19 protein-coding genes and 2 pseudogenes are annotated in these 19557 nt (G+C 62.7%); 11 read left to right on the forward strand and 10 right to left on the reverse strand.

Annotated elements, in window-relative coordinates; genetic code table 11:
* Positions 1–115, forward strand: a pseudogene (locus CN933_RS24020) (IS5/IS1182 family transposase); the annotation flags it as partial.
* Positions 116–402: 287 nt separating this feature from the next.
* Here the strand turns inward: CN933_RS24020 and CN933_RS24025 are convergent.
* Complete coding sequence (locus CN933_RS24025) at positions 403–588, reverse strand: hypothetical protein (RefSeq protein WP_018098454.1); 186 nt, start codon at positions 586–588, stop codon at positions 403–405.
* A 298-nt stretch (positions 589–886) separates the two neighbouring features.
* Entirely contained in the window at positions 887–1012 is a 126-nt protein-coding gene (locus tag CN933_RS32280) for a hypothetical protein (protein ID WP_268815810.1), read from the reverse strand.
* Here CN933_RS32280 and CN933_RS31985 point away from each other — a divergent pair.
* Positions 1000–1134: pseudogene (locus tag CN933_RS31985) on the forward strand (alpha-ketoglutarate-dependent dioxygenase AlkB); the annotation flags it as partial. The gene CN933_RS32280 and the pseudogene CN933_RS31985 overlap by 13 nt on opposite strands.
* Before the next feature lie 11 nt (positions 1135–1145).
* On the opposite strand, the gene CN933_RS24035 reads toward CN933_RS31985, so the two are convergent.
* Together CN933_RS24035 and CN933_RS24040 are read right to left on the reverse strand one after the other, a co-directional pair.
* Positions 1146–1409 (reverse strand): hypothetical protein, encoded by a 264-nt coding sequence (locus CN933_RS24035; protein WP_102762793.1) that lies wholly within the window; start codon positions 1407–1409, stop codon positions 1146–1148.
* Positions 1410–1434: 25 nt separating this feature from the next.
* The gene (locus CN933_RS24040; protein WP_100672369.1) at positions 1435–1608 is read right to left on the reverse strand and encodes a hypothetical protein; all 174 of its coding nucleotides are present in this window, start codon (positions 1606–1608) and stop codon (positions 1435–1437) included.
* Between the two features lie 141 nt (positions 1609–1749).
* On the opposite strand from CN933_RS24040, the gene CN933_RS24045 reads away from it, so the two are divergent.
* Genes CN933_RS24045 through CN933_RS24055 form a run of 3 tightly spaced genes read left to right on the forward strand, consistent with a single transcriptional unit; the run spans position 1750 to position 5878 of the window.
* A complete protein-coding gene (locus tag CN933_RS24045) occupies positions 1750–3138 on the forward strand; it encodes a c-type cytochrome (RefSeq protein ID WP_102762635.1) in 1389 nt (462 codons plus the stop codon).
* Positions 3139–3140: 2 nt separating this feature from the next.
* Positions 3141–3638 (forward strand): (2Fe-2S)-binding protein, encoded by a 498-nt coding sequence (locus tag CN933_RS24050; protein WP_102762636.1) that lies wholly within the window; start codon positions 3141–3143, stop codon positions 3636–3638.
* Positions 3638–5878 carry a xanthine dehydrogenase family protein molybdopterin-binding subunit gene (locus CN933_RS24055; RefSeq protein ID WP_102762637.1) on the forward strand — a complete coding sequence of 747 codons (2241 nt, stop codon included), beginning with the start codon at positions 3638–3640 and terminating at the stop codon, positions 5876–5878. The genes CN933_RS24050 and CN933_RS24055 overlap by 1 nt, the downstream gene beginning before the upstream one ends.
* Before the next feature lie 140 nt (positions 5879–6018).
* On the opposite strand, the gene CN933_RS24060 is transcribed toward CN933_RS24055, so the two are convergent.
* Both CN933_RS24060 and CN933_RS24065 read right to left on the reverse strand, forming a co-directional pair.
* Complete coding sequence (locus CN933_RS24060; RefSeq protein ID WP_102762638.1) at positions 6019–6492, reverse strand: DUF2269 family protein; 474 nt, start codon at positions 6490–6492, stop codon at positions 6019–6021.
* Complete coding sequence (locus tag CN933_RS24065; RefSeq protein ID WP_102762639.1) at positions 6492–7781, reverse strand: SDR family oxidoreductase; 1290 nt, start codon at positions 7779–7781, stop codon at positions 6492–6494. Before CN933_RS24065 ends, CN933_RS24060 begins: the two co-directional genes overlap by 1 nt.
* Positions 7782–8148: 367 nt before the next feature.
* On the opposite strand from CN933_RS24065, the gene ugpB reads away from it, so the two are divergent.
* The 5 genes from ugpB (at position 8149) to CN933_RS24095 (ending at position 13092) form a co-directional block, all read left to right on the forward strand.
* On the forward strand, positions 8149–9441 hold the full coding sequence (gene ugpB, locus CN933_RS24075; protein WP_102762640.1) for a sn-glycerol-3-phosphate ABC transporter substrate-binding protein UgpB: 1293 nt from the start codon (positions 8149–8151) through the stop codon (positions 9439–9441).
* Between the two features lie 116 nt (positions 9442–9557).
* Positions 9558–10439, forward strand: coding sequence for a sn-glycerol-3-phosphate ABC transporter permease UgpA (gene ugpA / locus CN933_RS24080; protein WP_102762641.1), 882 nt, complete (start codon positions 9558–9560; stop codon positions 10437–10439).
* An 8-nt stretch (positions 10440–10447) separates the two neighbouring features.
* Positions 10448–11296, forward strand: a complete 849-nt coding sequence (gene ugpE / locus CN933_RS24085; protein WP_003525871.1) for a sn-glycerol-3-phosphate ABC transporter permease UgpE — start codon at positions 10448–10450, stop codon at positions 11294–11296.
* Positions 11296–12345 carry a sn-glycerol-3-phosphate import ATP-binding protein UgpC gene (locus CN933_RS24090; RefSeq protein WP_102762642.1) on the forward strand — a complete coding sequence of 350 codons (1050 nt, stop codon included), beginning with the start codon at positions 11296–11298 and terminating at the stop codon, positions 12343–12345. The genes ugpE and CN933_RS24090 overlap by 1 nt, the downstream gene beginning before the upstream one ends.
* 120 nt (positions 12346–12465) lie before the next feature.
* A complete protein-coding gene (locus CN933_RS24095; protein ID WP_102762643.1) occupies positions 12466–13092 on the forward strand; it encodes a glutathione S-transferase family protein in 627 nt (208 codons plus the stop codon).
* 107 nt (positions 13093–13199) lie between these two features.
* Here the strand turns inward: CN933_RS24095 and CN933_RS24100 are convergent, their stop codons facing one another.
* From CN933_RS24100 to CN933_RS24115, 4 genes are all read right to left on the reverse strand, one after another.
* Positions 13200–14273: an alcohol dehydrogenase family protein gene (locus CN933_RS24100; protein WP_102762644.1), complete on the reverse strand. Its 1074-nt coding sequence runs from the start codon at positions 14271–14273 to the stop codon at positions 13200–13202.
* A gap of 11 nt (positions 14274–14284) precedes the next feature.
* On the reverse strand, positions 14285–15661 hold the full coding sequence (locus CN933_RS24105) for an aspartate aminotransferase family protein (RefSeq protein WP_102762645.1): 1377 nt from the start codon (positions 15659–15661) through the stop codon (positions 14285–14287).
* Between the two features lie 120 nt (positions 15662–15781).
* A complete protein-coding gene (locus tag CN933_RS24110) occupies positions 15782–17278 on the reverse strand; it encodes an NAD-dependent succinate-semialdehyde dehydrogenase (protein ID WP_102762646.1) in 1497 nt (498 codons plus the stop codon).
* 157 nt (positions 17279–17435) lie between these two features.
* On the reverse strand, positions 17436–17930 hold the full coding sequence (locus CN933_RS24115) for an Lrp/AsnC family transcriptional regulator (RefSeq protein ID WP_100672351.1): 495 nt from the start codon (positions 17928–17930) through the stop codon (positions 17436–17438).
* A 104-nt stretch (positions 17931–18034) separates the two neighbouring features.
* On the opposite strand from CN933_RS24115, the gene ehuR reads away from it, so the two are divergent.
* Positions 18035–19420 (forward strand): MocR-like ectoine utilization transcription factor EhuR, encoded by a 1386-nt coding sequence (gene ehuR / locus CN933_RS24120; RefSeq protein ID WP_102762794.1) that lies wholly within the window; start codon positions 18035–18037, stop codon positions 19418–19420.
* Positions 19421–19557 lie beyond the last annotated feature (137 nt).

A 19557-nucleotide genomic window follows, 5' to 3' on the forward strand; every position in this document is an offset into this window, starting at 1 on the left:
CTTCAATAGGATCAAACAGTTCCGAGGCATCGCAACCCGATACGATAAGCACCCGGAAAACTACCTCGCCGCCGTAAAGCTCGTCGCCGCGAGGATATGGTGTCAGAGTTTATGAGTCGACGTCCTAACGCAGTACAACCAAGAGGAATTCAGGGTCTCACACATGCAGGTTGTAGTCAAAAATTAGAGGCACCGCCCAAAGTGGGTACTGCTCTAGCGCAATGCGACTGCGCTCGAGGCGCGGCATCCCGCGAGAGTGTCTCAATGTTGTTGAACATGACGCTTCTTGGACAGACGACGGAAAGCAGCGGCACGCTTTCGTTCAAGGGGGTTAGAGAGCGGTGGATGATCCTACTGTTTTCGAGCTGCGGCCGCAGCAGCGCCTTCTTGCCCGTGAACTGATCAATCTTTGTTCGATTTTATCAAGACGTTGATCCGTTCAATAATGATCGCGAGCGAGAAGGTGATCAGGCCGAAGCCGATAGCGACGGCGCCAATTATCTGGTGAACAGGGGATGTAGCGTTAAGCCCAACGAACACGCCGCCGGCAATCTGCAGTATGCCCAGTAGCAAAATCACAACTGCCATCGCTTTCCTCCGGTGACTTAAGCGGCCACGTTGAATTATACACCCCAAAGTCAATATGTAGCAACGTTCAGGGTAACTACAGATTGCGCCTCTGGACCAGAAGATTACCGTAGGCCGGCTGAGCTTAAGCAGGTGGCTTCGCCGCCGGGATTCGAACACAAACTCGTAGAGCGGCTTGTGAAGCAAATATCCCGTGGTGATTTTGCACGCGCCGCGGCTAGTATTCGCCAAGTGCTGCTGCGTTGCGGCCTCGAGCGTGCGCTCTGGTGTCATCGTATCCGCTAGGCCGAGCGTTGCTTCATGAGCCGCGCCGATCGCCATCGTCGTGCCAGCTCGGTGCCACCATCATCAAATGATCCGACTTGTGCTCGTACACACGGTAGGTGTCGTCCGCCATTTTGACGTGGTGGACCGGGTTCGGCATATCTCCTCTCCGGCAGTGCGAGATCCGAATGGGAGCATTCCATCCCGCCGGTAGAGCGCCTGCGCTATTCGATCACCTTCCGGGAGCTGCGCTCAGGGATTACCGCCGGCGGCCGTGCGTGACTCTGTCGATATCAGCCGATCAACGTGCCCCAGGACGGGTCCCATTCGACGTCCTCCACGAGCTCGACATAGATCGGGGCCGACGCTTCGCTGTGGCTTGCCGCCAACCTGAAGGCCGACTCGGCCTCCATTTCCTCTCCGGGAAAGATGACGTCATCCTCGGAGGGATCGGTGACCTTTCGCACATATCCCCGCACGGCGTTGCCGGAGTGGTAGAGTTTCACGACCATGGCGCCCGGCACGGGTCCTTCCGGAAGCCGCTGATAGACGGACATCGGGACCTCCTCGGTCGCGGCAAAGCTAATTCCGGCCATCGTTCGGCCTTGCCTTGTCGCCCTTCTTCTTCACCGTCGTCGCTGTCTTGGCATCCGGCTCCTGTCCGTAATAGGTGCCACCCAGATGGCCCCCGGCGCTCGTCTTCTCGGCCTGTTTTCGTGCGTCCTTCTGGGCTTGCTCGACATTGGTCTTGCTCATCTTGGGAACTCCTCTGATTGCTGCTGTGTAACCACAGGCGAGCGCTTCTGTTCCGGGGCAGCGTTTACGTCGGGCAAACGTCAAAGCCGCTTGGAACACATCGGGAATTGCGGCGTTTTCCCCAATCGGCGGAGATTCCCGATGCGAGCTTTGAGGGTGGCGATCGGCATCGCGGCGGTCATCTTTGTGGCTGCGGCTGGTTTCCTTTTATTTGCGTGGCGTTCGGAGTTACCCGAAGACACCGCGGCGGCGGAGGCGCGCTTTGCTCCGGAGCTAGTTGCCAAGGGCGCGCAACTGGCGGCGCTCGGCAATTGCATCGCCTGCCACACCGTGCCTGGGAGACCGGCATTTGCCGGCGGCCTTGCATTGCCCACCCCCTTCGGCACGATCTACTCCACCAACATCACCCCTGATCGCGAAACGGGCATCGGCGGCTGGAGCGAGGCGGCCTTCGAGCGCGCCATGAGGGAAGGTGTCGACCGGGAGGGAAGTCACCTCTATCCGGCGTTCCCCTATGAGCACTTCACGCGTGTTTCGGCAGACGACAATCGCGCCCTCTACGCATTCCTCATGACGCGTGTTGCAGTGAAAGCCGAGGCGCCGGAAAACGACCTTCCGCTTCCCCTGCAGTTCCGGCCCCTGCTTGCCGGCTGGAAGCTGCTTTTCCTCGACGGCGGCGAGCGGGAGCCGGATCCCGGCCAGAGCGAGGCCTGGAACCGCGGGCGTTATCTTGTCGAGGGCCTCGGCCACTGTGGCGCCTGCCATACGCCCCGAAACCCATTTGGCGCCGAAGACCGCGACCGGCATTTCGGCGGCGGCGAAGCGGAAGGCTGGCAGGCCTATGCGATCAACACGGAGTCGAAGGCGCCGATCCCCTGGGACGAGCAAAGCCTCGCCTTCTATCTTCGCAACGGCTGGCACGAATTCCATGGCGTTTCGCGCGGGCCCATGGCCGAGGTGACGGGCAATCTGGCCTTTCTGCCGGACAGCGATATCGCGGCGATCGCCACCTATGTAATGTCGATCATCGGTGCCCCGACGCCGGAACGCGAGCAAAGAGCGGCACAGTTGCGCGAGGCTTTTGGAGGGCAACGCCCGGAGCAGGCGGCGGACAGCCAGCGTTCACCGGCCAGCGTGGTGGGCGGCCAGCCCGGCGAAGCAATTTATCTTGCCGCCTGTGCAAGCTGTCACGAGAGCGAGCGGCGTCAGCCCTTCGGAGGGCTGAATTTCCGACTCAGCACCGCCGTCAATGCGCCGAACCCGCAAAACATCGTCAACGTGGTGCTGTTCGGCCTTCCGCCGGCCGATGGCGAAGCGAGCGCAGTGATGCCGGCTTTCCGCCATCTGCTGAACGATCAGCAGGTGGCCGATCTCCTTGCCTACATGCGCGAGCGGTTCTCGGAGGAGCCACCCTGGGCCGGGCTCGTCGAGCAGACGGCCAGAACCCGTTCCGGGATGTACAAGGTGGCAATCCGGCCCTCTGACGGCATTGAAAGGGCGCCGCACCATGTCGGCGCCGAGGAGGATTGAAGATGGTATCGCTGACAGTCAACGGCAGCCCGCATCAGATCGAGGCAGATCCGGCGACGCCGCTGCTTTACGTGCTGCGTGACGAACTGGCGCTCAACGGGGCCAAATACGGCTGCGGACTTGGGCAGTGCGGTTCCTGCACCGTCGTCGTCGATGGCGAGGCGGTGCTTTCCTGCATGGTGCCAATCATGCTGGTGGAAGGGCGGGAGATCACCACCATCGAGGGCTTGGGAACGATCGACGCGCCGGGGCCGCTGCAGGAGGCGTTCATCGTGCTGCAGGCGGCGCAATGCGGCTATTGCATCCCGGGCATGATGATGAGCGCGCATGCGCTTTTGCGCCGCAACGCGCAGCCGAGCGAAGAGGACATCCGCGAGGCGCTTGCGACCAATCTTTGTCGTTGCGGCACCCATATGCGGATTCTAGCGGCGATCCGGCGCGCCGGCGAACTGATGCAGGCCGCCTCGTTGCCTGCCACTGATCAGGGGAGGGCCGGCTGATGGGCATGCTTCAGGAAGAAATCACCCGCCGCAGCGTCATCGCAGGTGCCGGCGGGCTTGTCGTCGGTTTCTCGCTCGGCCGTGCATTTGCCCAGGAGCTTCCGCCGGCAATGCCGCCGGCTGCGCCGGTGTCCCCGCCGGGCAGCCTTGATGACGAGCGTTTCCTCGATTCATGGATACGCATCGATCCCGACAATTCGGTCACGGTCTTCACCGGCAAGGCGGAACTCGGGCAGGGCATTCGAACGGCCCTGTTGCAGGTTGCCGCCGAGGAGCTCGAAGTCGACCCCGCGGAGATCCGGCTGATCACGGCCGACACCGGCCGAACCCCTAATGAAGGGTTCACGGCCGGCAGCCAGTCGATGCAAAACAGCGGTACCGCCATCAGGAACGCTGCAGCGCAGGTGCGGGTCCTGCTACTGGCCGAAGCTGCCAGGCGCTTCGGCATGGCGGCGACGGAACTCAGGGCGGAAAACAAGGCGGTGCTGGCAAAAGACGGACGGCGGGCGACCTACGGCGAACTCGTTTCCGGACAGATGCTGCACGTGGAAGCCCAGCCGCAATCGGCATTGAAGCCGCCTGGCACTTTCCGCGTGATCGGGAAAACACTGCCGCGCGTCGACATCCCGGGTAAGGTGACGGGCGAGGCGGCCTATGTTCATGATCTTCGCCTGGAGGGCATGCTGCATGCACGCGTCGTGCGCCCCCCGAGCCCCGCTGCCAGACTTTCGGAGGTGGATGCGAGCGCCGCCGAGGCGCTGCCGGGCGTCGTCTCGGTCGTGCGCGACGGCAATTTCCTGGCGGTGGTGGCCTCGAAAGAGTTCCAGGCGGTGAACGCCATGCGGGCGCTGGCGGCGGCCGCGCGGTGGCAGGAAAGCGAGACGCTCCCCGACCAGACCGACCTGCCGGCGGAATTGCAAAGACTCGAGAGCGAGGTGGGGACGGTCGCCGAGGCCGGCATGCTTTCGTCTGACGGCAAGGTCTTCGAGGCGACGTTTAGCCGGCCCTATCAGATCCACGGCTCGATCGGCCCGTCCTGCGCCGTCGCGCGGATGAACGCGGACGGGGCGTTGGAGGTCTGGTCGCACACGCAGGGTGTCTTTCCCGATCGGGCGGCGATTGCCGAGATGCTGGCCATGCCGGAAGACAGGGTCCACGTCGTCCATATGGAAGGGTCGGGCTGTTACGGCCACAATGGCGCCGATGACGCAGCTGCGGATGCGGCCCTCATCGCCAGCAAACTGCCGGGCAAGCCGATCCGGGTCCAGTGGATGCGGGAGCAGGAGCACAGCTGGGAGCCCTATGGTCCTGCAATGCTCATGAAGATCAGTGCAGCACTGGACGACCAGGGCAGGATCGCCAGCTGGGCCTATGACCTTTGGAGCAATACCCACTCCACCCGTCCGGGCGGAGCCGGTGCGCTCCTGGCTGCGCGCCACAAGGCCGAAGCCTTCCAGCCGAAGCCCGCCAAGCTCAATATCAGCCCGTCCGGCAACGGCGACCGAAATGCCAATCCGCTCTATGTGATCCCGAACAAGCGCGTGCTCTGGCATTTCGTGGCCGAAATGCCGCTCCGCGTATCGGCGCTTCGCGCGCTTGGGGCCTATGCCAACGTCTTCGCGATCGAAAGCACGATCGATGAGCTGGCGCTGATCGCCGAAGCGGATCCGGTCCAATTCCGGCTACGCCACATGGAGGACCCGCGAGCCCGTGCCGTGATCGAGCTGGCGGCGCAGCGCTTCGGCTGGGACAAGGCGCAAATGCCCCGCAACCGCGGACGCGGCTTCGGTTTCGCCCGCTACAAGAACCTTGCCGCCTATCTGGCGGTGGCGATGGAGGTGGATGTCGAACCCGAAACGGGCCGTGTTCACGTGGTCCGCGCCGTTTCGGCCATCGACAGCGGCGAGATCGTCAACCCGGACGGCATCCGCAATCAGACCGAAGGCGGAATCTTGCAGGCGATCAGCTGGACGCTCTATGAGGCCGTCGCCTTCGACCGGACCAGGATCACCAGCACCGATTGGTCGAGCTATCCGATCCTGCGTTTCGCCAGTGTACCGGAAAGCGTGGAGGTCCACATCGTCGAGCGTCCCGGGGAGCCTTTCCTCGGCACCGGGGAGGCGGCCCAGGGCCCGGCGGCCGCAGCCGTCGCCAACGCGATCAGGGATGCGACCGGCAAGCGCCTTTACGATCTGCCTTTTACCAGGGATCGAATTCGAAGCGCCGTCGGGCGCGCGTGATCCAACGGCAGGTCCTCACGACAGCCGATATTGCTGGAAGACCTGCAGGAAGAGTTCGCGCTCCGTCGTGATGTCGAGCTTTTCACAGATGGATGACGCAGTCATCGACCCAATCACTTTGCCGGTACCCGCGTCCGACTTTACCAGTCGAGTATCGGCCGCGTGATCATGAGCCAGAAGATTGCGACGACGGCGCCGAAGGCCGGGAAGCCGAAGGCGAACCATAGGCGGAAAAGCTGATGATAGCGCTTCGGCAGCGGCTCGCCGGACTTGCGTGCCGTTTCGGCGAGCCGGCGCATTTCCATCTGCATCCACACCACCGGCAGCCAGAATGCACCTGTGATCACGTAGAGGAGAAGCGAGAGCAGGATCCATCCTTCCGTGAGCGAATAGCCGACGTTCCAGGCAAGGGCGATCCCCGTGACGGGCTGCAACACCACGGCGGTGGCGGTGAAAAGAAAATCGGCGACGACGACCATGCGGGCCACTGCCGCGACCGTTTCCGTGCGGCCGGTCCGATGCGCCAGAAGCATGAAGAACGCGATCCCGGCGCCTGTGCCGAGGAGGACGGAGGCGCCGATGATGTGCAGGAACTTGAGAACGAAGTACAGCATCAACGCTCCTCCAGGATTGCGAGGGCAGCGAGATGCAGTACCAGGATGGGCCAGATCTTCAGAAGCGGCCCAAGCGGCTCGTTCCACAATTCCGGGAGCAGGACCGTTCCGGCGATGGCATAGAAAAGCGAGAGGCCGACCGCGCCGTAAAGGCCGATGCGGCTGGTGCGGCGAAACGCAATTGCCATGCCGATCAGGATATCGGCAAGGGCTCCGGCAATGACGCTCGGCCCTGCAAGAACGCCGGCGCCTCCTCGTTCCATCAGATCAACGCCGATCTCATACCCCGATGTGAGCGAGATGACGCCCGTCGTGATCCAGAAGAGCGGGAGGACGACGAAGATGACGGGCTTGAGCAGATAGAGTTTGGCGAACCAGCGCTCCTGGACGGAGACCGGCGTTCTCGCCAGTGCGTCTGCGAGCGCCACCGGTTCTATCCCGGTCGTCTCGGCCCACGCCCGCACGTCGCCGACGGCGCCGCGCCCGATCTCTTTTTGCGCGGTGCTACGGGTCGGCGGCCGCCAGCCCAGTGCCCCGGCGATGTCGCTGAGCTTATAGGTGAGGTTCGCGAGCGGCGTTGGCATGTTCACGACGCGAGCGGCGGGCCATCCGAACCAGCGCCTGTAGGCGCCTACCACGTCTTTGAACGACAGGGCCTCGGGTCCCGCAACCTCAAGGATAAGCCGCGAAGGAGCTTTCCGGTCGACGAATGTCTCGACCGTGCGCACTACGTCTTCGAGGCGCACGACCTGAAGCAAGCCGGTATTCGGCATGACCGGCAGCCAGGGCCAAGCGGCGAGGCCCCTGAAAAGAGCGCTGGCGCCGTAGGCTCCAGGGCCGAGCACGACGGAGGGGCGCAGGATGATCCAGTCGAGATCGCATGCCATCAGCGCTTCGTCGCCCTGAAGCTTGGTCCGCGAAAAGGGCGACGGCTGGGCCCTGTCGACCCCCATCGCCGAAAAGTGGATGACGCGGCGCACCCCCGCCTGCTCGCAGGCTTTGAAGAGGGAGGCGGGACCGCGGGCATGGACCGCCGTCGTATCCTCCCCCGGACCGTCCTGGAGCGTTCCCGCGCAGTTTACCACGGCGTCGATACCTGAGAGATGCGGCAGCCAGTCTTCAGGGCCGACGGACCGAAGGTCGAGTTCAAGGGCCCTGCCGGCCGTGCGGGGGCTTGGTGCCGAGCCGGGCCGGACCACGCGGACGATCTCGCTTCCGCGGCCATGGAGCCCCGCGCACACGGCGGAGCCGATCAGGCCGGACGCGCCGACCACAAGCACTCTCGTCATTCGTCCTCACAATCTTCCCGGGCGAGCCGCTATTCGCACTCGCCTATGTCCGACGCCAAACAATCGCGGCAAGGAAGATGTTCCTTTTGACTTGACCTGCGCTTTTTATGCGGCACTCTCCCGGTGAAAGAGTCTTAAGACCCTCTCCGCGAGGGCTCTCGACAATGGCCAGCTCTACTCTATTTGGATCGAGGCGGTGCTGGATGCGAAAAGGTGGCTGTAGCACTTTGATTTACTGCATGTTTTTGTCTTGGAGTCATCGGGATTCAAGGGAAGACGCAGTGGAGAGGAAGACGAGTGGTTCGCTTGACATCGGGAGTGTCTGCGAGCGTCTCGGGTGTGGCTGAGTACAAGGGAGGAGAATATTATGCGGTTGATTTCCATTTCCACGACCATTGCCTTCGGTTTCGCTTTTCAGGCGCAGGCCGCCACGGAACTGCAGTGGTGGCACGCAATGACGGGTGCCAACAACGAAATGATCGAGGAACTCACCAAGGAGTTCAACGCGAGCCAGAGCACCTACAAGGTGGTGCCTGTGTTCAAGGGAACCTATCCGGAGACGCTGAATGCCGGGATCGCGGCTTTCCGGTCGAAGCAGCCGCCGGCGATCATTCAGGTGTTCGATGCCGGCAGCGGCACGATGATGGCCGCCGAGGGTGCGATCGTGCCGGCAGCGGAGATCCTCCAGAAGGGCGGCTTTACCTTCGACAAGTCGCAATATCTGCCCGGGATCGTCGCCTATTATTCAAAACCGGACGGAACGATGCTGTCCTTTCCGTACAACTCCTCCTCGCCAATCCTTTATTACAACAAGGACGCTTTTCAGAAGGCGGGCCTGAACGTCGACAACCCGCCGAAGACGTGGCCGGAAGTCTTCGAAGCGGCGAAGAAGATCAAGACGAGCGGTGCGGCGCCTTGCGGAATGACGTCGACCTGGTTGACGTGGATCCAGACGGAGAACTTCGCGGCCTGGAACAACGTGCCCTACGGAACCAATGAAAACGGCCTCGGCGGCACCGACGTGAAGCTGCAGATCAATGCGCCGCTTTACGTGGAGCATTTCCAGGCCATTGCGGATCTCGCCAAGGAGGGCGCCTTCCGCTATGGCGGGCGCACCTCGGAGGCAAAGCAACTCTTTACCTCAGGTGAATGTGCCATCCTGACCGAGTCTTCGGGCGGTCTCGGCGACATCGCCAAGAGCGGCGTGAACTACGGTATCGGGCAACTGCCCTATTATGAGGGTCACGGTCCGCAGAACACGATCCCCGGCGGAGCGAGCCTCTGGGTATTCGCCGGCAAGTCCGACGAGGAATACAAGGGCGTAGCGGAGTTCTTCAACTTCCTTTCTCAGACCGAAATTCAGGCCAAGTTGCACCAGGTCTCGGGCTATATGCCGGTCACGATGGCCGCCTACGAGGAAACGAAGAAGTCGGGCTTCTACGAGAAGAACCCCGGGCGCGAAACGCCGCTCCTGCAGATGATGGGCAAGGCGCCGACCGAAAACTCGAAGGGCGTCCGGCTGGTCAACCTGCCCCAGGTTCGGGACATCCTCAACGAGGAGTTCGAAGCGATGCTGTCCGGGCAACAGGATGCCAAGACGGCCCTCGACAAGGCGGTCGAACGCGGCGACGCCGCAATCGCAGCAGCAATCAGCAATTGATCGAAGCAGGTGCCCGGCGCCGTCGTTCGACGGCGTCGTGCTTTCTGCGGTCGTGCCACCCTGACGTGATCTCGGGCCGATCCGGCCCCAGATCATCGTGATACAGGAGATTGCTCGTGCAGCGTGTCGTCTTTCCGAACAAAATCCTCCCTTACCTGCTCGTCGCTCCGCAGATCGTGTTGACGATCGTCTTCTTCTTCTGGCCGGCAAGCCAGGCGCTCTACCAATCGGTGATCCGTGAAGACCCGTTCGGCCTGAAAAGCGGCTTCGTCGGTTTCGCAAACTTCAGCGCCGTGCTGTCGGAGGCGAATTATCTCAACTCAATGAAGGTCACGGTGATCTTCAGCATTCTCACCGCGCTGCTGGCGATGGGCGTCGCCCTGCTTCTCGCCACGGCCGCCGACCGTGTCGTGCGCGGGAAGACCTTCTATCGCACCCTGCTGATCTGGCCCTATGCCGTGGCACCGGCCGTCGCGGGCATGCTGTGGCTTTTCATGTTCAATCCGGCCATGGGCACCTTCGCCTACATGCTGAGGCGCAACGGCATTCATTGGGATCCGTTGCTGAACGGCAATCACGCCATGATCCTGATCGTCGTTGCCGCGGCCTGGAAACAGATCAGCTACAATTTCCTCTTCTTCGTCGCCGGGCTCCAGGCCATACCCAAGTCGCTCATCGAAGCGGCGGCGATCGACGGAGCGCGCGGCACCCGGCGTTTCTGGACGATCATCTTCCCGCTGCTGGCGCCGACGACCTTTTTCCTGCTGGTGGTCAACACCGTCTACGCCTTCTTCGATACGTTCGGCATCATCCACTCGGTGACGGGCGGCGGGCCGGCGAGGGCGACGGAAACCCTGGTCTACAAGGTCTATAACGACGGCTTCGTCAATCTGAACCTCGGCTCGTCCGCGGCCCAGTCCGTGATCCTCATGGCGATCGTCATAGGCCTTACCGCCTTTCAGTTCCGGTTCGTCGAAAGGCGTGTCCACTATGGTTGAAGTCGCCAATGATTGAAAAGCGCCCCATATCCAACCTCATCGGGCACCTGATGCTGATCATCGGCATCATCATCGTGGTCTTCCCGATCTATTACACCTTCGTCGCCTCGAGCATGAGCTCGGTCGAGATCATCCGGCCGCCGATGCCGCTCGTTCCCGGCACGCGGCTTGCCGAGAACTATGGCGAAGCGCTTTCCGGTGGCGTCGAGCGCGTGGTCGGCGTCAGCCTGGAACGCTTGCTGTTCAACACATTCGTGGTGGCGATCGCGATCGCCGTCGGCAAGATCGTCATTTCCTTCCTTTCGGCCTTCGCCATCGTATTCTTCCGGTTCCCGCTGCGCATGGCCTTCTTCTGGATGATTTTCATCACGCTGATGCTGCCGGTGGAGGTGCGCATCCTGCCGACCTACAAGGTGATCGTCGATCTCGGACTGATCGACACCTATGCGGGGCTGACGCTTCCCCTGATGGCCTCGGCGACGGCCACCTTCCTTTTCCGGCAGTTCTTTCTCACCATACCGGGCGAGCTCGTTGAAGCGGCCCGCATCGACAATGCCGGGCCGTTCCGATTCATGCGGGATATTCTGCTGCCGCTTTCAAAGACGAATATCGCGGCACTTTTCGTGATCCTCTTCATCTACGGCTGGACGCAATATCTCTGGCCGCTGCTGGTCACGAATGACAGCCGGATGAACACGATCATCATCGGTCTGAGGAAGATGGTCGATTTCACGGATGCGTCGACCCCGTGGAACTACGTCATGGTGACCGCCATCCTCGCGATCATCCCGCCTGTCGCTGTGGTCGTCCTGATGCAGCGCTGGTTCGTCAAGGGCCTCGTCGAAACGGAGAAGTAATGGCAACGATCACTCTCAAGGATGTCCACAAGACCTATCACGGCGACATCGCCGCGATCCGCGGCGTTTCGCTTGCGATTGCCGACGGCGAGTTCATCGTGCTCGTCGGCCCTTCCGGCTGCGGAAAATCGACGCTGCTGAGGATGATCGCGGGGCTCGAGAGCATCACGTCAGGCGAGATCTCCATCGGCGACCGCGTCGTCAACGGGCTGGAGCCTTCCGAGCGCGACATTGCGATGGTCTTTCAGAACTATGCGCTCTATCCGCATATGACGGTGCGTCAGAATCTCAGCTATGGCCTGAAGAACCGCAACACGCCGAAGGAAGAAATCGAACGCCGGATAGCCAAGGCGGCGAAGTCCCTGGAGATAGAGCCCTTCCTGGATCGAAAGCCCCGTCAGCTTTCAGGCGGGCAGCGCCAGCGCGTGGCCATGGGGCGCGCCATCGTCCGGGAGCCTGCGGCCTTCCTGTTCGACGAGCCGCTCTCGAACCTCGACGCCAAGCTCAGGGTCCAGATGCGTGTCGAAATCAAGCGCCTTCAACGGGCGCTAGGCACGACCAGCGTCTACGTCACCCACGATCAGCTTGAAGCGATGACGCTCGCCGACCGCCTGGTGGTCTTGAACGGGGGCAGGATCGAGCAGGTCGGTACGCCGATCGAGCTGTACGAGAAGCCGGCGACGGCTTTCGTCGCAACTTTCATCGGCTCGCCGTCGATGAACCTTCTCGATGTCGACACCGGCAATGCTGCCTGGTCCGCTCCGGCGGCGCTCGTCGAGAAGCCGGGGTCTGCGACGATTGGAATCCGACCTGAGGACATCACCCTCGCCGGCACCACGGACGGCGGCGACCGCTTCAGAGCCCGCGTGCGCGTCGGCGCCGTGGAACTCGTCGGCGCGGAAAGCTATGTGCACGGCACCCTGCCGAACGGTGAGCCGCTCGTCTTCAGGGTTGCCGGCCGTTCCCGCATAGCCATTGACGAGGAGGTCGAAGTCGCCGCGGCGCCGGAAAGCCTGCATTGGTTCGACGCCGCCGGCCGGCGTTCATAGCGCGAAAGGGTAAGGGCGCCCCGCTCGTCAAGTTTTTGCAATCCTTTGTCGGCACGGCCTTTCCTGCAACGTCCTTGTGGGTAGCCATTCCGACGATGGCGAAAAATCAGGAGACCCGAGATGATGAAATTATATGGATTAGGTCCGACGCGCTCGCTTCGCGCGCTTTGGGCGCTTCAGGAGCTGGATGCGGAGTTCGAGTTCGTGCGCGTCAACATACTGGCCGGCGAGAACCTTCACCCGGATTTCCTGCGCCTCAACCCGGCGGGCAAGCTTCCGGTGCTGGTCGACGGCGACTTCGTCCTCACGGAATCCGCCGCGATCGTCATGTATCTGGCGGAAAAGTATGGTGACAAAGGGCTTATGCCGGCGGACCTGAAGGAAAGGGCGCAGGCATATCGATGGTCTCTGTTTGCGGTTACCGAACTCGAACAGCCGCTATGGCGGATAGCCAAGCACACATTTCTTTATCCCGAAGACAAGCGCCTGCCTGAAGATATCGCTCTCGCCAAAGAGGAATTCGCGGCCATGGCAGCAGTGCTTGACCGGCACATGGACGGGCGCGCGTTCATCGTCGGCAACAACATAACCGTAGCCGACTGCGTCACTGCCTATGTTCTGGACTGGGGCAACGAAAACGGGCTGATCGACAGCTTTCCAAATCTCAACGCATATCTGAAACGGATGTATGCGCGTCCCAGGGCGCCGCAGCGCATTGCGGAGGCCGTTGCGAACCTTCAGAGCTAAAACGGGATCAGGAATGATCCAGAGCGCTGATCCCTCTGCCCTGCCGGCCACCGGCAGGGCAGAGGGGGGTGCTTGGTCCCGCTCTGCCGCTTCGCTCCGTTGTGCCCTTAATCAGGCACGACCACGAGCTTGCCGACGAAGTTCTTCGCCATGAAGTCCGTCTGTGCCCGATGGAATTCCGATAGCGGATAGACGCCGCCGACGAGCGGCCGGATCTTTCTCTCCTCGATATAACGGACGAGGCGGCGGAAATCGGCGCGGCTGCCCTGGCTCGATCCGTGCAGCTCCAACTGCTTCAGATACATCGTCCTGAGATCGAGCTGCACGACCGGCCCGGCGATTGCGCCGGCGGTGGTGTAGCGGCCTTCCGGGCGCAGGATTTTCAACAGGTCGTTGAAGAGGGGGCCGCCGACGAGATCGGCGACCACATCGATCGGCCGGCCGCCGCTTGCCGCCTCCACCGCTTCGGCGAGGTCGCCTTGACCGCGGGTGACGACGGCTTGCGCGCCGATGTCGAGCATCGCCGCTTCCTTGCCCGGACCGGCAACGGCGATCGGAACGGCGCCACGGGCGCGGGCGAGCTGGACGATCGCGGAGCCGACGCCACCCGAGGCACCGGTCACAAGCACGGTCTCGCCGGCGGCAAGCCGCGCCCGTTCCAGCATTCGCTCGCCGGTGAGATAGGCGCAGCAGAAGGTGGCGAGCTCGACATCGGTCAGGTCGGTCGCGACCACATGGGCGTTTTCGGCCGGAAGCGCCATATATTCGGCATAGCCGCCATCGCGGCCATGACCCATGTAATCGATGTCGGCAAGACTGTCGTCGTCGCGGTTGTAGATCGAGAAATCGACCATGACGCGTTCGCCGATGCGCGCCCGGTCGACGCCTTCGCCGACGGCAACGATATGGCCGACCGTGTCCGTACCCTGAATGCGCGGGAAGGTCAGGGTGTTGCCGTGGCGGCGCCAGGTCGAGACGGCGGACGGATCGTCCTCCGTCCCATAGGCGCCTTCGCGCACCCAGACGTCGGTATTGTTCATGCCGCAGGCAGTGACCTTGATCAGCACCTCGCCCGCAGCCGGAGCCGGGACGGGTACGTCCCGGCTGTAGACGAGCTTCTCCAAGCCCCCGTGCCCCGTCAGAAGCACCGCGGTCATGGTCTTCGGAACCGAATGCATCATACGAATTTTCCTCAGCGGCCGAGTACGGATCGGATGGCTTCGGCTGCCGCCTTGACGACGACGTCGGCTTCGTCTCGCGTCAGGCAGAGCGGCGGCGCGAAGCCGAGAATGTCACCCTGCGGCATGGCGCGGCCGATGACGCCGCGTTCGAGGAGCGCTGCCGCGACCTGCGGTCCGACCTTGCGGCCCGGATCGAAGAAGGCGCGATCATCGCGGTCCTCGACGAACTCGATCGCCGCCATCAGGCCGTCGCCGCGCACTTCACCGACATGGCGATGATCGCCCACGGCCTTTTCCAGTTCGGCCCGGAAATAGGCACCCGTCGAACCGGCATTCTCGACGATACCGAGTTCGTCGATCAGTTCCAGGTTCGCGATGCCGGCGGCAGCGCAGATCGGATGAGCCGAATAGGTCCAGCCATGGCCGATGGCGCCGAGCTCGTCCGAGCCCTTCACCAGCACCTGCCAGAGCTTGTCGGAGACGATCGTGCCGGAAAGCGGCGCATAGGCGGAGGTTAGCCCCTTGGCAATGGTGATCAGGTCCGGCTTGATGCCGTAATGGTCGGAACCGAACATGGTGCCGAGACGGCCGAAGCCGGTGACCACCTCGTCGGCGACAAGCAGGACATCGTATTTCTGGAGGACGGCCTGGATCTTCTCCCAGTAGCCCTTCGGCGGCGGCACGATGCCACCGGTGCCGAGGATCGGCTCGCCGATGAAGGCGGCAACGGTGTCGGGACCTTCGGCGAGGATCATCTCTTCCAGCTTGTCGGCGCAGTACTGCGAGAATTGCTCTTCGCCCATCGAGCGATCGGGACGGCGGAAGTAGTAGGGCGCTTCCGTGTGCAGGATCGGCGCCCGCGGCAGGTCGAAGGCGTTGTGGAAGAGATGAAGGCCGGTCAGTGAGCCGGTCATCACGCCCGAGCCGTGATAGCCGCGCCAACGCGAAATGATCTTCTTCTTCTCCGGGCGGCCGAGAATGTTGTTGTAGTACCAGATCAGCTTGATGTTGGTTTCGTTGGCGTCGGAGCCCGAAAGTCCGAAATAGACGCGGCTCATGCCTTCCGGCGCCCGGTCGATGATCATCTTGGAAAGCCGGATCGACGCCTCGGTGCCGTGGCCCACATAGGAATGGTAGTAGGCGAGGTTCTTAGCCTGTTCGGCAATCGCGTCGGCGATCTTCTGGCGGCCGTAGCCGACATTGACGCAATAGAGGCCGGCAAAGGCATCGAGGCTGCGCTTGCCCGAAATGTCGGTGATGTAGACGCCTTCGCCGCCGCCGATCACGCGGGTCGGGGTTTCGCCGCGCGCATGCATCCCCATATGGGTCGAGGGATGGAAGAAGTGGTCGCGGTCCCAGGCGGTGAGTTCGTTGCTTCTTTCGAGCATGGTCTTTCCTTTCATGAAATCCGGAGCATTTCGGCCGAACCGCGAAAACGCCCTATCCTGTTTTCTTCATCCAATTCCGGACGCAAAATCGCTACGCAGTTTTGCTGGAAACAGCCCAGGTCAGGCAGCGGTGTCGATGCAGAGATATTTGAGCTCGGTGAAGGCCTCCATGCCATGGCGGGAGCCTTCCCGGCCGAGGCCCGATTGTTTCCAGCCGCCGAAGGGGATCGGGCCGCCGGTGATCTTCACCCGATTGACTGCCACCATACCGTATTCGAGGGCGCGGGCGAGCCGCATCTGGCGGGCGCCGTTTTCGGTCACGACATAGGCGACGAGCCCGTATTCCGTGTCGTTCGCCCGCGCGACCACTTCGTCTTCGCTGTCGAAGGCGGTTACGGCCGCGACGGGGCCGAAGGTCTCATCGCGCATGATGAGCGCGTCGTCGGGCACATCCGTTAGAAGGGTGGGCTGGAAAAAGAGCGGCCCGGCGGCGTGGCGCTTGCCGCCGACGGCAAGCCTGGCGCCCAGCTTCACTGCGTCCGCGACCTGTTCCTCGACCTTGGCGACGGCGCGTTCGTGCATCAGCGGACCGATATCGGTGCCCGGCTCCATCCCGGAGCCGACTTTTAGGCCGGCAATTCGTGCGGCAAAAGCTTCCTGGAATGCCTTGAGAACGGGCCGCTCGACGTAAATCCGATTGGCGGCAAGGCAATCTTGTCCTGACGTCGCGAACTTCGCGGCGATCGCAATATCGGCGGCTTTCTCGACATTCGCGTCCGCAAAGACGATCAGGGGGGCATGCCCGCCGAGCTCCATCACCAGTCGCTTCATCGTCGGCGCACATTGGGAGGCGATCAGGCGGCCGATCTCCGTAGAGCCGGTGAAGCTCATGGCGCGTACCCGTGCGTCTTCGCACATTCGCCCCACGATCGTTGCGGCTTTGCCGGTGACGACATTGAAGACGCCTGCGGGAAGACCGGCGCGCTCGCCGAGCTCGGCCAGGGCAAGCGCCGAAAGAGGGGTTTCGGAGGAAGGATGCGCCACCACGGTGCAGCCTGCGGCAAGGGCGGCGGCCGCCTTCCGGGTGATCATCGCGGAAGGGAAGTTCCAGGGCGTGACGATGCCGACGACGCCGAGCGCTTCGCGGCGCACGATCATTTCGGCCCCGGGAAGATGGCTCGTCACGCTTTCGGCATTGAGGCGTTTGCCTTCCTCGGCGTACCACTCGATGAAGGATGCCGCGTAATCGATCTCGCCGCGCGACTCGGCAAGCGGCTTGCCCTGTTCAAGGGTCATCAACAAGGCGAGGTCCTCGCGGGCTTCGAGCATCAGGTCGTGCCATTTGCGCAGGATGGCGGCGCGTGCCTGCGGCAGCATGTTGCGCCAGAACCTGAACGACTTTTGCGCCGCGTCGATCGCCTCGGAGGTTTGGGCAGCGTCGAGCGAGGCGACGAAGGCGAGGGCGGCGCCGCTGGCCGGGTCGCTCACCTCCAGGCATGTGCCGTCCCGGCCGGCAACCCAGCGGCCGCCGACATAGGCCAGCTCCCGCAGCAATTGCCGGTCGTTCAGGTTTTTCAACGCGTCGTGAAAGGCTGTGCGCGCAAAGACGGCGGTCATATCGGTTCTCCTCGACTGTTGCGGGAAGAGTGCCATGCTTGTCGAGATAGATTGTCCAATCGGCGGTGGCGGAGGAGAGAGTTTGACCAAAGTGCGGGCAATGGGGAGAGAGATTGTCTATGTGGCGTGCCGGTGGGGTGGCTACACCCGCTGCCGACTATTCCTGCCCTGCCGGCGCGTGCGGTAGCAGCGAGCCGAACGGCAGCACCGTTTCTTCCTTTACCGTCTTCGTGACGATGTAGGTGAAATAGCGGTCGATGCCGAGTTCGCGTTCGAGCAGACCGTCGACCAGCCGCTGATAGGCATCGATGTCCGCGGTCATGACCTTGAGGATATAGTCGACCCCGCCGCCGACCGACCAGCAGGCGACGATCTCGGGGATCGCGGCTATGGCGCGCTCGAAGCGGTCGAAATCGGCCTGGCGGTGATTGCCGAGCGTCACCTCCATCATGACGCTGGCGACCGGCGCCACGCGGCGCAGCGCAACGCGGGCGTGATAGCCGGTGACGATGCCGGCTTTTTCCAGCTTTCTGAGCCGCATCCAGCAGGGCGTCGGCGACAGGCCGGCCTTCTCGGCGAGCGCCAGCTTGGTGATACGCCCGTCGGCCTGGATCGCTTCGAGGATCCGCAGATCGATCGCATCGAGCTTCATAAAGAGGTCCTTCCGTCGGTGTTGGTCACGTCAAAGCCGGGAAATGACATTGGGTGCTCACTTTTACATTGTCAATTGAGCTGATTTTGATCACTGTTCAAATCATGACAAATTGGACGCCCGACACGACACTTCTGCGCCGCCCCGCCTATCTCTCTCTGGCGGACCAGTTCGCCCGCGCCATCCAGGAGGGGAGGCTCCAGAACGGCACGCGGCTGCCGACGCATCGCAAGCTCGCCGACGATCTGAAGCTCTCGGTGCAGACGGTGAGTCGCGCCTATGACGAGCTCATACGGCGCGGCTTGATCTCCGGGGAGGTCGGGCGCGGCAGCTTCGTACAGACGCGGCCGCGCGAGCCGGAGCCGCCCTATCTGCCGGAACGCCTTGGCGAATTGATCGATCTTTCGATCTTGAAGCCCGTATGCGAGCAGTACCATCTGGAAAAGATGCGGCAGGGTTTTGCCTGGCTTGCCGAGAACCTGCCGCCGAGTTCCGCGCTTTCCTTCCGCCCGAACATGGTGTTCCCGCGTCACCGCAATGTCGCGGCCGAATGGCTCTTGCGCTGCGGGCTCGATGTTTCGCCGCTCAACATCAACCTGACGAACGGCGCCACCTCGGCCATGACCGTGGCGCTGATGAGTGTCGCGCCGCCCGGTTCGACGGTCGCGACGGAGGCCGTCAGCCATCATACGCTCGTGCCGCTTTCGACCTATCTCGGCATCCACCTTCAGGGTCTCGCGATAGACGGCGACGGCATGATCCCGGATGCGCTGGACGAAGCCTGCCGCAAGGGCGTGATCCGCGCGGTCTTCCTGCAGCCCTCGGTCATCAACCCGACCGCGACCCTGATGAGCGCCGAGCGGCGGGCAGCGCTGGCGGAGGTGGCGCGCCGGCATGACATCGCCATCATAGAGAACGACATTCTCGGACCATTGGTGGAAGAACGCCTGCCCCCGGTCGCCGCACTGGCGCCGGAGCGCACCCTTTATGTGACGAGCTTCACCAAGATCACCGTGCCGGGCCTGAGGATCGGCTATTTGGTGGCGCCTGACCGCTACGTGGCCGCCGTCGCCAACCGGCATCTGGTTTCGAACTGGATGGCGACCCCCGCGATTGCAGAGATCGCAACGCAATGGGTGAGCGACGGAACGGCGATCGAGCTTGTGAACTGGCAGCGCCGAGCGCTCGCCGCTCGCCATGCGATCGCCAAGGAAGTTCTGGCAAGCCTTGCCCATCACACCCATCCGCAGAGCCTGCATGTCTGGCTGCCGCTGCCCGAGGGGCACCAGGAAGATGCTTTCGTTTCCCAGGCGCGCTTGCGCGGGGTCGCGATCGCGCCGGGCGCGTCCTTCCGAACGGCGGACAGCGGCTGGCGTCCGGCGGTCAGGATATCGCTCGGCTCGACGACCGAGCTGGAGCTGAAGTCCGGGCTCGGCATCGTCGCCTCTCTGGCGCTCGGTGAGCCCGAGGCGCTGCTCCTCGTCATTTGAGCGAATGCTCAGCTTTTGAGCATGTTTCAAATAATTGTCATGATATTATTATTCAGATTGACATGATTTTGGAACCGGATCATCGTTAGGACATTAACGCATGGCGCCCAGAAGTATGCAGCGGTCTGGAGCGACGT

This window comes from Sinorhizobium sp. M4_45 (assembly GCF_002885915.1).
Taxonomy (GTDB): domain Bacteria; phylum Pseudomonadota; class Alphaproteobacteria; order Rhizobiales; family Rhizobiaceae; genus Sinorhizobium; species Sinorhizobium meliloti_A.